Annotated in this window: 12 protein-coding genes; 11 read left to right on the forward strand and 1 reads right to left on the reverse strand. The window is 66.0% G+C overall.

Going from position 1 to position 16,265, the window contains the following annotated elements; all coding sequences use genetic code 11:
- The first annotated feature begins 100 nt into the window (after nt 1-100).
- The 3 genes from QOZ99_RS03820 (at nt 101) to QOZ99_RS03830 (ending at nt 4,212) form a co-directional block, all read left to right on the forward strand.
- Complete coding sequence (locus QOZ99_RS03820) at nt 101-1,045, forward strand: ABC transporter substrate-binding protein (protein ID WP_306888601.1); 945 nt, start codon at nt 101-103, stop codon at nt 1,043-1,045.
- 96 nt (nt 1,046-1,141) lie between these two features.
- Nucleotides 1,142-2,224: a quaternary amine ABC transporter ATP-binding protein gene (locus tag QOZ99_RS03825; protein ID WP_370876788.1), complete on the forward strand. Its 1,083-nt coding sequence runs from the start codon at nt 1,142-1,144 to the stop codon at nt 2,222-2,224.
- On the forward strand, nt 2,221-4,212 hold the full coding sequence (locus QOZ99_RS03830) for an ABC transporter permease (protein WP_306888603.1): 1,992 nt from the start codon (nt 2,221-2,223) through the stop codon (nt 4,210-4,212). Before QOZ99_RS03825 ends, QOZ99_RS03830 begins: the two co-directional genes overlap by 4 nt.
- 17 nt (nt 4,213-4,229) lie before the next feature.
- Here the strand turns inward: QOZ99_RS03830 and QOZ99_RS03835 are convergent, their stop codons facing one another.
- A complete protein-coding gene (locus QOZ99_RS03835; protein WP_306888604.1) occupies nt 4,230-6,104 on the reverse strand; it encodes a sigma-54-dependent Fis family transcriptional regulator in 1,875 nt (624 codons plus the stop codon).
- A gap of 251 nt (nt 6,105-6,355) precedes the next feature.
- On the opposite strand from QOZ99_RS03835, the gene QOZ99_RS03840 reads away from it, so the two are divergent.
- The 8 genes from QOZ99_RS03840 to QOZ99_RS03875 all read left to right on the forward strand — a co-directional run bounded on the left by QOZ99_RS03840 (nt 6,356) and on the right by QOZ99_RS03875 (nt 16,099).
- Nucleotides 6,356-7,408 carry an NAD(P)-dependent alcohol dehydrogenase gene (locus QOZ99_RS03840; protein WP_306888605.1) on the forward strand — a complete coding sequence of 351 codons (1,053 nt, stop codon included), beginning with the start codon at nt 6,356-6,358 and terminating at the stop codon, nt 7,406-7,408.
- 603 nt (nt 7,409-8,011) lie between these two features.
- On the forward strand, nt 8,012-9,682 hold the full coding sequence (locus QOZ99_RS03845) for an aromatic/alkene/methane monooxygenase hydroxylase/oxygenase subunit alpha (protein WP_306888607.1): 1,671 nt from the start codon (nt 8,012-8,014) through the stop codon (nt 9,680-9,682).
- Between the two features lie 74 nt (nt 9,683-9,756).
- Nucleotides 9,757-10,818, forward strand: coding sequence for a 2Fe-2S iron-sulfur cluster-binding protein (locus QOZ99_RS03850; protein ID WP_306888609.1), 1,062 nt, complete (start codon nt 9,757-9,759; stop codon nt 10,816-10,818).
- Between the two features lie 55 nt (nt 10,819-10,873).
- A complete protein-coding gene (locus QOZ99_RS03855) occupies nt 10,874-11,944 on the forward strand; it encodes an aromatic/alkene monooxygenase hydroxylase subunit beta (RefSeq protein ID WP_306888610.1) in 1,071 nt (356 codons plus the stop codon).
- 6 nt (nt 11,945-11,950) lie between these two features.
- A complete protein-coding gene (locus QOZ99_RS03860; protein WP_183188125.1) occupies nt 11,951-12,322 on the forward strand; it encodes an MmoB/DmpM family protein in 372 nt (123 codons plus the stop codon).
- Nucleotides 12,323-12,418: 96 nt separating this feature from the next.
- On the forward strand, nt 12,419-13,441 hold the full coding sequence (locus QOZ99_RS03865; RefSeq protein ID WP_306888611.1) for an amidohydrolase family protein: 1,023 nt from the start codon (nt 12,419-12,421) through the stop codon (nt 13,439-13,441).
- 5 nt (nt 13,442-13,446) lie between these two features.
- Nucleotides 13,447-14,322 (forward strand): metal-sulfur cluster assembly factor, encoded by an 876-nt coding sequence (locus QOZ99_RS03870; protein ID WP_306888612.1) that lies wholly within the window; start codon nt 13,447-13,449, stop codon nt 14,320-14,322.
- Between the two features lie 145 nt (nt 14,323-14,467).
- Nucleotides 14,468-16,099: a molecular chaperone GroEL gene (locus QOZ99_RS03875; RefSeq protein WP_306888613.1), complete on the forward strand. Its 1,632-nt coding sequence runs from the start codon at nt 14,468-14,470 to the stop codon at nt 16,097-16,099.
- Nucleotides 16,100-16,265: the final 166 nt, after the last annotated feature.

Consider the following 16,265-nt stretch of genomic DNA (forward strand, 5'->3'; position numbering starts at 1 on the left):
TCTTGTGGCCTGACATTTGCCTACCAAGAAAGTGATGTTCCTGCGGGGACACTCTTCGCGACGCATTGCCTCCAGAGAACCATCCAAGGGAAAAGATACGATGCGCGTTCAAAGCCTCCTGAAGACACTCGCGGTGTGCGGGGTGCTCGGCGGACTGCCCGCCCTTGCTCCCACCCCGGCCCGGGCCGATGAATCCAAGGACACCATCATCATCGCCCTGCATGACTGGACCGGCCAGCACATCACCTCGCACATCACCGGCGAGTTGCTGAAAGCGAAGGGCTACAAGGTCGACTACGTCACCATCGACTACCTGACCGGCCTCACCGCCATGGAAAATGGCGACATCACCTTCATGTCGGAACTGTGGGCCACCACGGCGGGCGACGCCATGAAGGCCTCCGACGCCACCGGCAAGACCGAGAATCTCGGCCCCCTCGGGCCCTCGGCGAAGGAGGAATGGTGGTATCCGCTCTACATGAAGGAGAAGTGCCCCGGCCTGCCGGACTGGAAGGCGCTGCTGAAGTGCGGCGAGGCGTTCTCCGCGCCCGAGACCGCGCCCAAGGGCCGCTATCTCGGCATGGAGGCCACCTGGGGCGGGCATGATCCCGAGCGTATCGAGGCGCTGGGCCTGCCCTTCGTCGCGGTCGATGCCGGCACCGAGGCGGCGATGTTCGCCGAGCTGAAATCGGCCTATGAGCGCAAGGCGCCGATCCTGCTGTGGGTTTACTCGCCGCACTGGGTACCCTCGGTGTTCGAGGGTGAGTGGGTGCAGTTCCCGGAATATGAGGCGGCCTGCTACACCGATCCGAAATGGGGCATCAATCCCGACAAGGCCTATGATTGCGGCAAGCCGCATGGTGAGATCTTCAAGTACACCTCGGCCGAGACCAAGAAAAAGTGGCCCGGCGCCTATGAGGTGATGAAGAAGCTCAAGGTCGATGGACCCGAGCTGAACCTCATGGTCAAGGAGGTCGATGTCGACGGCAAGCCGCTGGATGAGGTCGTCGCCGCCTATGTGACCAAGCACAAGGGCGAATACTGATCGCTCGCCCGGCGCCGCTGCCCTTTGCCGCGGCGCCGGGTTTGCCTGCCTGATTGCCTTGTCGCCCACCCGACCGATCGATGAAGGGCCCTCTCCATGGCCATGGTCTCTCTCGCGCCAGACACCGCGTCTTCCTCCGCCAAGGTGCGGGCCGCCACGGACGCGCCGGCGGCGCTGATCTGCCGCAACCTGTGGAAGATCTATGGCGCCAATGCCGAGGGCTTCCTGCGCGAGAACCCGATGCCCTCGCATGCCGAGGTGCGCGCCGCCGGCCTGTTCGCGGCGGTGCGCGATGCCTCGCTGGAAATCCGCCAGGGCGAGATCTTCATCATCATGGGCCTGTCCGGCTCGGGCAAATCCACGCTGGTGCGCTGCCTGTCGCGCCTGGTGGAACCGACCGGCGGCTCGGTCTTCTACGAGCACCAGAACCTTCTGCGCATGTCGCCGGCCGAACTCATCCAGGTGCGGCGGCACAAGATGGGCATGGTGTTCCAGAACTTCGCGCTGCTGCCGCACCGCACCGTGCTCGGCAATGTCGCCTTCCCGCTGGAGGTGCAGGGCCTGCCGAAGGAGGAGCGCGAGGCGCGGGCGCTGAAGATGATCGACCTTGTCGGCCTCACCGAGCGCGCCGGCTACTATCCGCGCGAACTCTCGGGTGGCCAGCAGCAGCGGGTCGGCATTGCCCGCTCGCTGGCGGTGGAGCCGGCGCTGTGGTTTCTCGACGAGCCGTTCTCGGCGCTCGATCCGCTGATCCGCCACGAGATGCAGAACGAGTTCCTGCGCCTGCAGCGCATGCTCTCCAAGACCATCGTCTTCATCACCCATGATTTCGACGAGGCGATCCGGCTCGGCGACCGCATCGCCATCATGAAGGACGGGGCGGTCATCCAGGTCGGCACGGCCGAGGAACTCGTGCTCAACCCGGCCTCCGATTATGTCTCGGCCTTCACCCGCCATGTGGCGCGGGCCAAGGTGCTCACGGCCGGCGGTGTGAGCGTGCCGGTCACGCCCGGCGAGACGCTCGGCGCCGCGGTGCCGGCGCGCGCGCTGGTGGCCGAGGTGGCGGAAGCGGTGCTCACCTCAGACCTGCCCGCGGCGGTGGTGGACGCGGATGGCGTGATCATCGGCAAGCTGGAGCGCGCGAGCGTCATCGCCAATCTGGTTGGAGGCGTTTCGTGAGCGAGGTGGCGCTGCCGCGCGGGGAGGCGCACCCGCGCCGCTTTCCCGTCGGCTGGATGGTGGCGGCCATCGTGGCGCTCGCCGTTCTCGTGCCCTATGTGGCGCCGGGCACGTTCGGCTGGGCGAAGTCCTATCCCGCCACATGGATCGTGCCGATCAGCGACTGGCTGAAGGCGTTCCTCTACTGGCTGGCGCGCGACGCCACCTTCGGCCTCTTCACCTTCAAGGACATGACGCGCTTCATCTCCGGCCTGTTCGGCCATGCGCTGGATGTGCCGAAGGCGCTGCTCTCGACCGGCATCACCCTTGGCGACGAGGACGGCGCCTTCCACATTCCTCGCCTGTCCTGGGCCGGGCTGATCGCGGCGGTGACGATCTGGAGCTATCTGCTGGGCGGCGCGCGCCTCGCGCTGCTGGGCTTCGTCGGCTTCGCCTATATCCTTGTCTTCGGGCAGTGGGACAGCGCGATGGTGACGCTGTCGCAGGTCATCGTCGCGGTGCTGAGCGGGGTGATCGGCGGCATCCTCGTCGGCATCCTCGCCTATCGCGTGCCGCGCATCGAGGGCGCGGTGGTGGCGGCGCTCGATTTCATGCAGACCGTGCCGACCTTCGCCTATCTGGTGCCGCTGGTGTTCCTGGTCGGCGTGGGGCCGGTGTCGGGCATGCTGGCCACCATTCTCTACGCCATGCCGCCCATGGTGCGCGTCACCATGATGGCACTGAAGCGGGTGCCGCCGGAACTGGAGGAACTCGCGCGCATGACCGGCTGCGAGCCGCGCCAGGCGCTGTGGAAGGTGCTGGTGCCCTCCGCCCGCGACGACCTCTTGGTCGGCGTCAACCAGGTGATCATGCTGACCCTCAACATGATCATCATCGCCGCCATGATCGGCGCCGGCGGCCTCGGCTTCGACGTGCTCAACGCGCTGCGTCAGGCCAATGGCCTCGGCAAGGGGCTGGAGGCCGGGCTTGCCGTGGTGGCGCTGGCCATCGTGCTCGACCGCATGAGCCGCGCGCTGGTGGAAATGCGCCCGGTGCACGGGCCCGCCGCGCAGCGCCGCCGGCAGCTGTTCTGGCTCGGTCTCGTCGTGCTGCTGGGCTTCACCGCGCTGTCCTTCCTCGTTCCGGCGCTGGAGAAGCTGCCGAACGAATACCGCGTCTCCACCGGCAGCATGTGGTCGGACGTGGTGTCGTGGGTGAACATCAACATGTTCGCCACCACCGATGCCATCCGCACCTTCCTGCTGCTCTACCTGCTGGTGCCGGTGAAGACCTTCCTCATCGGCTTTCCCTGGGTCGGGCTGCTGGCGGTGGTGGGCGGTGGCGCCTATGCGCTGGGCGGCGCGCGCTTCGCGCTGGGCATGATGGCGCTCATCGCCTTCATCCCCGTCGCCGGGCTGTGGGAACGCGGCATGACGACGATCTACCTGTGCTCGATCGCGGTCATCATCGCCATGCTGATCGGGCTGCCGCTCGGGCTGCTCGGCAGTCGCTCGGAGCGCATGCACGGCTTTCTCGGCGCGATGTGCGACACGCTGCAGACGCTGCCCTCTTTCGTCTATCTGCTGCCGGTGGTGATGCTGTTCCGCATCGGCGATGTCTCGGCGCTGGTGGCGATCGTGCTCTATGCCATGGTGCCGGCCATCCGCTTCACCGACCATGGCCTGAGGCGCGTGCCGCCGAGCCTGCAGGAGGCCGGCACCATGGCCGGCTGCACCGGCATGCAACGGCTGACCAAGGTCGAGCTGCCCTATGCGCTGCCGGAAATCATGCTGGGCGTGAACCAGGTGATCATGATGGCGCTGTCCATGCTGGTCGTGTCGTCCTTTGTCGGCACCAACGATCTCGGCAAGCAGATCCAGGTGGCGATCTCGCAGGCCGATCCCGGCAAGGGCCTGTCCGCCGGCCTCGCCATCGCCTTTCTCGGCATCCTCGCCGACCGCATGATCGGCCGCTTCGTCGCCGCCCGCCGCCAGCGCATGGGGCTGTAGGCGGCGGCTCCCGGTCCTCATGCGTCGTCGAGATGTTTGTAGACCGTGGTGCGCGAAATGCCGAGCTGGCGCGCGGTGGCGAGCACATTGCCGCCGGTGTCGCGATACGCTTCGCGGATCTGCCGGCAGCGCAGGCGTGCCAGCATCGTGTCGGCGCAATGGCGGCACGTTTCCGACCCCGTGTCCGGGGCCGGCGGCTCGTCCTCCTCCGCCTCGCCATCCAGGTCGTCGACCAGCACGGCGCGGCGCAGGAAGGATTGCAGCTCGCGTATATTGCCATGCCACGGCCGCAGCCGGGCGCGCTGCAGCGCGGCATCGGGAAGCGTTGCATCGGGCGCATGGAGCGCAAGGAGGTGGCGCGCGATGGCGTCGAAATCGCGCCGCGCCCGCAGCGGCGGGATTTCGATGGGAAAGCCGCACAGGCGATAATAGAGATCGGATCGGAATTGCCGCGCCGCCGCCGCCGTGGCGAGGTCGCGATTGGTGGCGGAAACGATCTGCACGTCCAGCTTCACGCTGCGCGTGCCGCCAATGGCGCGCAGTTCCATCGTGTCGAGGAAGCGCAGCAGCGCGCTCTGGGCGACGAGAGGAATTTCGCCCACCTCGTCGAGGAACAGCGTGCCCTTGTCGGCCAGCCGGATGAGGCCGGAGGAGCCCTCAACGCGCGCGCTGGTATAGGCGCCGCGCTCATGGCCGAACAGTTCGCCGATGAACAGGCTCTCGGGCAGCGCGCCGCAATTGACCGCGACGAACGGCCCGGCGCGGCCGCTGATCTCGTGGACATGGCGGGCCATCAGCTCCTTTCCGGTTCCGGTCTCGCCATGAATATGCACGGCAAGGCGGCTGCGCACCGCCGCGTCCAGCCCGCGCATGCGCCGGCGCAGCACCGGATCCTCGCAGATGAAGGACGGCGATGGGGCCGCCGCCGGGGCCGGCACCACGGCGGGGCGCGCGGCGGGTGGGCCGGCCTTGGCCGGGACGGCGGGGCGCCCGGCGAGGCGGCGGCAACTGACATGCAGCAGGCTGCCGGCGCGGTCGCGCAGCCGCGCCACGCCATGAGTGGCCATCTCGTCCGCCACCGCCCCGAGACGCCCGTCGAACAGTGCCTCGAAGCGCTGGCCCGGCTCGGCCTCCAGCCCTGCCAGCATCGCCCGCGCGGGGCGGTTGAGCGCGAGCAGCACCCCCTCGGGCGAGAGCGCGATGAGCCCGGCCGACAGCGTGTCGAGATATTCCGCGCGCGGGTGCAGGGCGATGAGCAGCACATCGCTCCGCTCCTGCGCGATCAGCCCGTTCTCCACGGCCGCCGCGGCCATGCGCACCAGCGCATGGGTATGTTGCTGCCGCGCCTCGTTGGTCGAGGACGCGTCGATGAGCCCGGCGAGGCGGCCGGCGGGATCGAAGATCGGCACGGCCACGCAGCTCAGCCGGCCGTGGCTGGCGAAGAAATGCTCGCGCCCATAGACCGCGGCCGGGGCCTGTTCCACCAGCGCGAGGCCGAGCGCGTTGGTGCCGCGCAGGGTCTCGTCCCAGCGGCTGCCCGGCACGATGGCGCGCCCCGCCTCGCTCTCGCTGAAGCGCGGGTCGCTGAGCGTGTCCAGCACCACCCCGTCGGCATCCCCGAAGGCGATCATGAATTCGGAGCCGGCAATCTGTTCGTAAAGCAGCTGCATCTGCGCCAGCGCGAGGCGCCGCAGCAGCGCCCGCGCCTCGCGCCGCGCCTTCACCTCGGGAAAGGCCACCACGACCTCGGAGGGGCGCTGGCCGGGGTCGAGCCCGCCGGCGACACAGCGCTCCCAGCTGCGGGCGATCTCCGGATTGAGCGCGCCGCCGGGAAAGCGGCCGCCGGCTTCCAGCGCGGCGCGCGCGCGCTCAAGGCTTGAGAGCGGTGGCATTGGCGTTCCTCCCGCGTTCTTATTTGCGGCGTTCTTGTCATTTTGCGCCAGCCTCCGCCTGATGCGCGCGGATGGCAATAGCCAGAAACTGAACACTGCGTTCGCCCGGCTGTTCAGGCGCTGGACGGTCGGGACGCACGGCGCGTCCACCAAGCCATTGTTATATAAGAAAAACACTCCCTGGCACGGATGCTGCGCTTGTCCCTTTGGCGGCGGCGGCTGCCGGCGCGGAAAAAACAAGGGAGAACGCCATGAAGGCTCAGGTCCTGAAAACCTATGACGAAAAACTCGCCGGCGATCGCTGGGTGGTCGAGGCGGACGTGCCCGACCCGAAGATCGTCAAGTCGACCGACGTCATCGTGCGCGTCGGCGGCGCCGGTGTCTGCCGCACCGACCTGCACATCATCGAGGGCGTGTGGAAGCCGCACATGGACCCGACCGGCGACCAGTTGCTGCCGCTCATCATGGGCCATGAGAATGCCGGCTGGATCGAGGAGGTCGGCAGGGAAGTCGAGGGGTTGAAGAAGGGCGATCCGGTCATCGTTCACCCCAAGATCACCGGCGGCACCTGCCTTGCCTGCCGGCGCGGCTTCGACATGCACGGGCCGGGCAAGTTTCCGGGGCTCGATTGCGACGGCGGCTATGCCGAGTTCATCTGCACCTCGGAGCGCAACATCGTGCCGCTGCCGCGCACGCTGGCGCCGAAGGAAGTGGCGCCCTATGCCGATGCCGGGCTCACGGCCTATCGCGCGGTGAAGAAGGCGACCCGCCACCTGCTGCCGGGCGAGAATTGCGTCGTCATCGGCGCCGGCGGCCTCGGCCATATCGGCATCCAGTGCCTCAAGGCGATGTGCGCCGCCGACATCATCGTGGTCGACAAGTCCGACGCCTCGCTCGCGCTTGCCGCCAAGAGCGGCGCCGACAAGACGGTGAAGGCCGACGGCAACGAGGTGGAGGCGGTGCTGGAACTCACGGGCGGCGTCGGCGCCGAGGCGGTGATCGACTTTGTGGGCGAGAAGGGCACCACGACCAAGGGCCTCAAGATGACGCGGCCCATGGGCAGCTATTACATCGTGGGCTATGGCGAGGACATCCAGATCCCCGCGGTCGACCTGATCATCTCCGAGCGCAACATCATCGGCAACCTGGTCGGAACCTGGGCGGAACTGACCGAACTGATGGCGCTGGCCGATCGTGGCCTGGTTCATCTGGCAACCACGGAATACAAGCTGTCGGATGCCAACCAGGCGCTGCACGACCTCAATGCCGGTAAGATCCACGGCCGGGCCGTGCTGATCCCCTGAGGCCGGTGCGGCATGATGTTGCCGCCGCATGGCAATGTCGGCCGGCAAAATTCTGGAATACCATATATCATTTCGGCGTCCCGGAAAATATATGTCGCGACGCAGCAATGAATTCGGTAAGTAAGTGTTGTTGTCTGTCTCTTCGGCGACGCAACATTTTCTCAAAATGAAACAACAACAAGCTGGAGATTCGCAAAACGGATCAATCCAGCCGGTCATTGGAAGCGGCGAGCCTGAAAAGTCGTTAAAACACCTACTGCGACGAGTTGGCACGCCTCTTGCGAACCTTCACATTAGAAAAATGCTGACTGGTCCCACGGGACGAGAAGCGACAAGAACGAAGGGGAGATATCCGAGGAAGGCACCGGCGCGGCACCCCGCCGCCGGCCGGTGGACGATGTTCGCGCCCTGAGCGCGGCCATCGAACCGCCAGACACGTCCCTCGGATCTTGGACCTTTGCCGTCGTCGAACCCGCCTGCCGCGCCGCGCGTCGGGCAAGGGTTCGCCATGTCCAAAGCCCGGCCGCCGGGCGGCACCGCGTGCCGCGCTGGCGACGGGAGGAAACAGACCGTGGACTCCGATCCAGGAGGAGGATGGTAGAAATGACCAACACACTGACCCTCAACAAGATCACGGCGCAGAAGGGCATTCCCGTCGCGGAAGCCGCCAAGAAGATCGCCGATCTCGGGTGGAATCCCTCCTATGTGCAGGAGGCGATGACCTTCCCCACCGACTACAAGATCACCAAGGCGCCGCGCGACCCGATGAAGCAGGTGCTGCGTTCCTACTTCCCGATGCAGGAAGAGAAGGACAACCGCGTCTATGGCGCGCTCGACGCGGCGCTGCGCGGCGACATGTTCCGCAATGTCGAGCCGCGCTGGGTGGAGTGGATGAAGCTCTTCCTCGCCATCATCCCGTTCCCGGAAATCTCGGCCGCGCGCTCCATGGCGATGGTCGGGCGCCTGGCGCCGGGTGAGGAACTGCGCACCGGCTTCACCATGCAGATGGTCGACGAGTTTCGCCATTCCACGATTCAGATGAACCTGAAGAAGTGGTACATGGAGAACTATATCGATCCGGCCGGCTTCGACATCACCGAGGAAGCCTTCGGCAAGTGCTACGCCACCACGATCGGCCGCCAGTTCGGCGAAGGCTTCATCACCGGTGACGCCATCACCTCGGCCAATGTCTACCTCACCGTCGTGGCGGAAACCGCGTTCACCAACACGCTGTTCGTCGCCATGCCCTCCGAAGCCGCCCGCAACGGCGACTACGCGCTGCCGACCGTGTTCCTCTCGGTGCAGTCCGACGAGAGCCGGCATGTCGGCAACGGCCATTCCATGCTGATGTCCATGTTGAAGGAGCCGGAGAACCACCTCCTGCTGGAGCGCGACATGCGCTATGCCTTCTGGCAGAACCATGCCATCGTGGATGCCGCCATCGGCACCTTCATCGAATATGGCACCACCAACCGCGACAAGAACAAAGAGTCCTACGCGGAGATGTGGCATCGCTGGATCTTCGAGGATTACTACCGCACCTACATGCTTCCGCTTGAGAAGTACGGCATCAAGATCCACCACGATGACGTGCAGACGGCGTGGAAGCGCATCACCGAGAAGAATTACGTCCACAAGATCGCGCAGTTCTTCTCGGTCGGCTGGCCGGTGAATTTCTGGCGCATCGAGGCCCAGACCGACAAGGACTTCGAGTGGTTCGAGTCCAAGTATCCGGGCTGGTATGGCGAGTTCGGCGAGTACTGGAAGTGGTACGAGAAGCTCTCGCATCGCGGCCAGACCAACATCACCTTCAACCCCGACACCGGCTATGTCTATCCGCACCGGTGCTGGAGCTCGATGGTGCCCTGCGTGGTGCGCGAGGACATCGTCACCGACACGATCGACGGCCAGCTGCACACCTTCGCCCATGAACTCGACCGCTGGACCGCGGTTGAAGCTTTCGCCGGCGAATATCAGGGCCGTCCGACCCCGGCGATGGGCCGCTTCAGCGGTCGTCGCGAATGGGAAAGCTGCTACCACGACTGGGATCTGGCGGACGCCATCAAGGATCTCGGCTTCGTGCGCACCGACGGCAAGACCCTGGTGCCGCAGCCGCACCTGCGCTTCGAGCAGGACGAGATGTGGACGCTGGACGATGTGCGCGGCTTCACGCTGAAGAGCCCGCTCATCACCCTGCGGGGCATGAGCGAGGCCGAACGCGAGACGCACCTCGCGCAGTACCGCGCCGGCTTCACCATCAACCCCTGCAACTGAGCGCATGGCCGGGGCCGGTTCATCCGGCCCCGTGCCTGCCATCCGCCTGCACACATCCGAGGGGAGGTCGCGCGATGGGCGACGTCTATACCGTCCGCTTGAACCCGGTCGGCGTCGAATTCGAGGTCGAGGAGGGCGAGACCGTCCTCGATGCCGCGTTCCGGCAGGGTATCGCCCTGCCGCACGGCTGCAAGGAAGGCCGCTGCGCCGCCTGCAAATGCGTGCTGAACGAGGGCGAGGTGGAAATGAAGACCTATTCCACCTTCGCGCTCAACGAGATGGAGCGGGACCAGAACCACATTCTCCTGTGCCGCACGCTCGTCTACACCGATATCGACGTCGACCTGCTCAACTATGACGAGGAACTGCTGTCGAAGTCGATCCCGGTCCGCAGCATCGCAGGGCAGGTGAAGCGGGTCGTCGAACTCACCCACGACATCCGTCGTCTGGAAATCGAGCTCGATCAGCCCATCAAATTCTGGGCGGGGCAATATGTCGACATCACGCTCCCGGGACCAGAGGCGATTACGCGTTCGTTTTCCATGGCAAATACGCCGATCGAAGGCAAAGAGCTCGCGTTCATCATCAAGAAATACCCCAATGGACGCTTCTCCTCCCGCCTCGATGGAGAACTCACGCCCGGAACCCGTCTCGATGCCCGAGGCCCCTTCGGAACCTGCTTCCGCCGGGAAGGCCGATCCGGCGCCCTGATCCTGGTGGGCGGCGGCTCGGGCATGTCGCCGCTGTGGTCGATCCTCAACGACCACTTCCAGAGCGGGGAGGACCGCGAGGTGCATTTCTTCTACGGCGCCCGCACGCAGAAGGATCTGTTCTACCTCGACGAATTCGCGCGGCTCGCCGCGGAATATCCCCGCTTCCACTTCATCCCGGCGCTCTCGCATGCCGGCGATGACGCCGGCTGGACCGGCGAGACGGGCTTCGTGCACGAGGTGCTCGACGCGCATCTGCGCCGGCTCGAATTCGGCGAGGACTGCGATGTCTATGCCTGCGGCCCCGAGCCGATGATCGAGGCGCTGGTGCCGGTTCTGCAACTGAACGACGTCGCCACGGAGCGGATCCACTTCGACAAGTTCACGCCGGCATCCGCCACCACGGAGAGTTTCGCTCACAGCTGAGTGAACCGTCTTCCACGCCGTCTCAATTGAAGTCGCCAATAAAAGGGAGGAACACATGACCGCCACAGAACCGGCAACGTTCAAGTCGGGGGCTGCCGGCTCGGCGATCTTCGCCGATAGCGATAGCCGCAAATACCGTTACTTCGAGCCGCGCGGCAAGCGCGCCACCCATTACGAGGACGTCACGGTCGACGTCCAGCCCGATCCCGAGCGTTACCTGCTGCAGGACTGGATCATCTCCTTCGCCAATGGCAAGGGCGCCTATTCCAAGGACAATACCGCCGCGCTGAGTTCCAACTGGCACCTGTTCCGCGCCCCGGACCAGGAGTGGGAGCGCACCCATTACCAGCGCCAGTCCAAGATCGAGGCGATGGTGCAGGCGGTCATCGCCAATGGCCGCAAGGCCGGCGCGCCCAAGGCCTTCGACCGCGCCTGGATCAAGGTGCTGCAGACCCATCTCGGGGCGTGGAAGCACGCGGAGTTCGGCCTTGGCACCGCGCTGATGCAGGCGCAGCGCTACGGCTACACGCAGATGATCAACAACGCGACGCTGACCAACTCGTCGTACAAGCTGCGTCTGGCCCAGGACATCACGCTCTACCTCGCCGAAATCGGCATGGACATTCCCGGCTTCGACGACGAGGCGGGCAAGCGCGCCTGGCTTGAGGAAGGGGTGTGGCAGGGCACCCGCCACGCGGTCGAGGCCATCATGGGCGCGACCGATTATCTCGAACAGTATTTCGCCATCAACATCGTGTTCGAGCCGCTGGTGGGCGAGCTGTTCCGCTCGGGCTTCCTCATGCAGGTGGCCTCGCCCAATGGCGATTTCATCACCCCGTCGGTGATCTCGGCGGCCGAGGCCGACTACGAGCGCAACCTCGCCAACGCCATCGACCTGTTCCATGTGCTGGTCCACGACGCCGAGCATGCGGGGCACAACAAGGGCCTGTTCCAGGCCTGGCTGCACAAGCACACGGTGCTCGCCGCCAAGGCCGCCGCCGGCCTGCAGCCCATCTGGTCGCAGCCCCATTCCAAGCCGGTGTCCTACGCCGACGCGCACGGCCATTCGCTGGAACGCTTCGGCAAGATCCTCGGCGAGCTCGGCCTCGACATTCCCAGGGAGTGACCATCCATGTCCGTGACATCGCGTTCCGCCACCAACAGCAACATCTTCCAGAAGATGGACGCCATCGTCTTCAACCAGACGATTTCGCATCAGTGCGGCGTCACCATGAATGACAGCGTCGAGGCCCGCGCCATCGCCGAGTTCATGGCCCAGAAGCCCAATGTCACCGTGACCTATCAGCCGGCGCTGATACGCATCGATGGCGAGGGCAAGATCGTGTTCAAGATGGACGAGATCGGCGAGATCCTCGGCAAGGAAATGAATGCCGAGATCTTCGAGGTCAACACGTCCACCCACTATGGCCGCATGATCCGCGTCGACGACAACACCGTCACGCTGTTCGGCGACATGGACGAGATGCGCCAATACATCGAGTGAACGCGCCGGCCGCCCGGGGGAGGGGCTTCTCCCCCGGCTTGCCCGCGCCCGCGGTGGCCGGCCCGCTGCGGGAACCACATCAGAAGGGAGAACGCCATGTACACGACGCCCGACGGCGAAGAGGTCTTCATCATTGACGGCCATACGCATTTCTGGGACGGCAGCCCGGAAAACCAGAAGAACATCCATGGCAAGCAGTTCATCGACTGCTTCTACGGCTACCACTCTTCGCTGAGCCCCAAGGACAAGCTGTGGACCCGCGAGCAGTTCGCCAAATACAGCGCCGACAAGATGTATCATGATCTGTTCGTCGATGGTCCCGACGACATGGCCATCGTGCAGTCGACCTATCTCAAGGACTTCTACAAGAACGGCTTCAACACCATCGAGCGCAATCATGAGATGGCGAAGGGCCAGCCGGGCCGCTTCATCGTCAACGGCGCCTACGATCCGCGCGACGGCGAGGAAGCGCTCGAATACATCCACTTCCTCAAGGAAACCTACGACGTCAAGGGCGTGAAGCTCTACACTGCGGAGTGGAAGGGTGAATCGCGCGGCTGGAAGCTGACCGATCCCAATTCCTATCGCTGCCTGGAGCTGTGCCAGAAGCTCGGCATCACCAACGTTCACATCCACAAGGGCCCGACCATCATCCCGCTCGACAAGGACGCCTTCGACGTCCACGACGTCGACCATGTCGCGACCGACTTCCAGGGGCTCAACTTCATCATCGAGCATTGCGGCCTGCCCCGGCTCGACGATTTCTGCTGGATCGCGGTGCAGGAGACCAATGTCTATGGCGGCCTCGCCGTGGCGCTGCCCTTCATCCATTCCCGTCCGCGCTATTTCGCCGAAGTCATCAGCGAATTGCTGTTCTGGGTCGGCGAGGACAAGCTGCTGTTCGGCTCGGACTACGCCATCTGGACGCCGCGCTGGCTGGTCGAGAAGTTCTGGAACTTCGAGATTCCCGAGGACATCAAGCAGGAACACGGCGTCGACCTGACCCGCGAGGCCAAGCGCAAGATCCTCGGCCTCAACGCCGCGCGGCTCTACAATATCGACGTGGAAGCGCAGAAGGTGCGCCTGAAGAACTCCCCGCTCGCCGTCGCCGCGGAGTAGGCGCGATGACCGGCGCCATGGACACACCGATCGGCGGCGACACGCGTGTCGCCGCCCTGTGGGACGGCCTGTCCCGCGTCATGGATCCCGAGCTCGACGAGTCCATCGTCGATCTCGGCTTCGTGACCGATGTCTCGCTCGACGCGGCCGGCCGCGTCGATGTCGGCTTCCGCCTGCCCACCTACTGGTGCTCGCCCAACTTCGCCTTCCTCATGGTGGACGATATCGCCCGCGAACTGGCGCGGCTGCCCTTCGTGCGCGAGGTGCGTCCCAAACTGCACGACCATATGGCCTCGGACGAGGTCAATCGCGGCGCGCATCTCGGCCTGTCCTTCGCCGAGACGTTCGAGGCCTTCGAGGTGGCCGGCACGCTGGAGGACCTGCGCGAGACCTTCCATCGCAAGGCCTTCCAGCGCCGGCAGGAGGCGGTGATCCTCGGGCTGCGGCGGGCCGGCTGGTCGGATGCCGCCATCGTGACGGCCGACCTCGCCACGCTCGATCGGGTCGTGCTGGAAGATGGCGAGGCAACCCGCCAGAAGCCGCGCTACCGCGAATTGCTGCTGGCGCGCGGGCTGGCATTGATGCCCGGCGACCGCGCCTTCGTGACTCTGGAGGGCGCCGCGCTCACCGAGGCGTCGCTGCCGGCGCATATGCGGGCGCTGCGGGCGGTGCGCATCAACATGGAGGCCAATGGCGCCATCTGCCGCGGACTGCTCGATGCCCGCTATGGCGAGACGGCGGTCGCCGAGCCTCCCGAAGCCCACGCAAACGCGGCGCGTGCAAATGAGACGCATGCCTGCGGGGGCGGTGGAAAATCCTGCTGCGGTGGCTGCGCACGGCAGGCTTCCGCCCCCCAGCCGGCAGCCGCGCCGGATCTCTGACGCGCGGCGCCGACGAACGAGGACGAAACCAGGTCGAGCCGACGTAACGCCAGGGGCGACACGTCACCCCACGCCGGCATCGACCCACGATCAGGTCGTCCCCCGGGACGACATCACAAAATAAAACGCACTCAAGGAGGACGCGATGGCTAAGAGGATCCTGCATGACGCCGAAGCCCGGCACGCACTTTCGCGCGGGGTGAGCAAGCTGGCGGCGGCGGTCGAGGCGACGCTCGGTCCCAAGGGCATGAACGCCATGGTCGACCGGCCGATCGGCACTCCCATCGTCACCCGCGATGGCGTGACCATCGCCTCGGAAATCGAGCTGCCGGATCGCTTCGAGAACATGGGCGCGCAAGTGGTGCGCGAGGTCTCGATGCAGACCAACGCGGTCGCCGGGGATGGCACCACCACCGCCATGGTGATCGCCAACGGTCTGATTCAGAACGGCGTCGCCGCGCTCGACCGGGGCGCCAAGCCGGTCGACCTGTGCCGGGGCATCGACAAGGCGGTCGAGGTGGTGGTGGAGACGCTGAAGAGCCGCGCCCGCCCCGTGACGGATCGCAAGATGCTGGAAGCGGTGGCCACCATCGCCGCCACCAATGCCCATCTCGGCAGTCTGGTCGCGGAGGCGCTCGACACGGTCGGCCTCGACGGCATCATCTCCTCGGAATATGGCCTCACCATCAACACCACGCTCGATGTGGTCGAGGGCATGTCGTTCGATCGCGGCTACATCTCCCACCACATGGTGACGGATGTGGAGAAGATGGAAGTGGTGCTCGACGAGCCCTACATCCTGCTCACCGACCTCAAGGTTCGCGCGCCGCAGGAAATTGCCGGCCTGCGCGCGGCGGTGGCGAAGACCGGGCGCACGCTGGTCATCGTCGCCGAGGAAATCGCGCCAGATGTCGTCGTCACCCTGCTCGGCGAGGGCAATCGCGGCCGCGTGCTGGTGGTCAATCCGCCCGATTACGGCCATTGGCGCAAGGCGATGATGGACGACCTCGCCATCATCACCGGCGGCCGGGTCATCGCCCGCGATCTCGGCGGCCGGCTGGAGGACGTGACGCTGGAGGATCTCGGCACCGCCCGCCAGGTGCGCGCCAGCGCCCGCGAGACCGTGATCGTGCGCGGCGGTGGCGATCCGGACGCCATCGTCGCCCGGCGCGCCCAGGTGCAGCGCCAGCACGAGCTGGCCCCGCCCAATATCGAGCAGGACAAGCTGAAGGAGCGCCTCGCCAAGCTGTCGGGCGGCACCGCCATCATCTATGCCGGCGGCGTCACCCCGGTGGAGCAGAAGCGCACCATCCAGCTGATCGACGACGCGCTCAACGCCACCCGCGCGGCAGCGGAAGAAGGCATCGTCGCCGGCGGCGGCACGGCGCTTCTGCAATGCGCGCCCGTCGTGGCGGCCAAGCTCGGCAATCTCAACGGCGATGTCGGCGAGGGCATCCGGCTGGTGCGCGAGACGCTGTCGCGCCCGGCCGCCTTCATCGCCCGCAATGCCGGCTATGACCCGGAGTCCATTGTCGGCCAGCTGGTCAACGCGGCGGAGGGCGTCGGCTTCGATGCCGCCTCGGGCGAGATGACGGACATGATCTCGGCCGGCATCGTCGATCCGGTGCGCGTCACCTACACGGCGCTGCGCAACGCCGCCTCGGTCGCCACGCTGGTGCTGACCACCACCACGCTGGTGGCGGACATCCCCGATTATGTCGATCCCACCGCCGGCCCCGCCCTTGGCGGCGGCGCAGAAAAGCTGGGCCGGGCATGATCATCTCGACCCGCCGGCGGGCATTGTCCGGCCGGCGGGGCGCTCCGCTCGCCGCGAACGCAGCGCCCCGCCTCGACACCGGCGCCCGCCCGCTTTCGCAGCGGGCGGGCGATGTGGCGTCATCGCCGCCGCAGCCCGGCAGGGCCATCCGCCGGATGCTCGATCG

The organism is Ancylobacter amanitiformis (assembly GCF_030814815.1).
Classification (GTDB): Bacteria; Pseudomonadota; Alphaproteobacteria; order Rhizobiales; family Xanthobacteraceae; genus Ancylobacter; species Ancylobacter amanitiformis.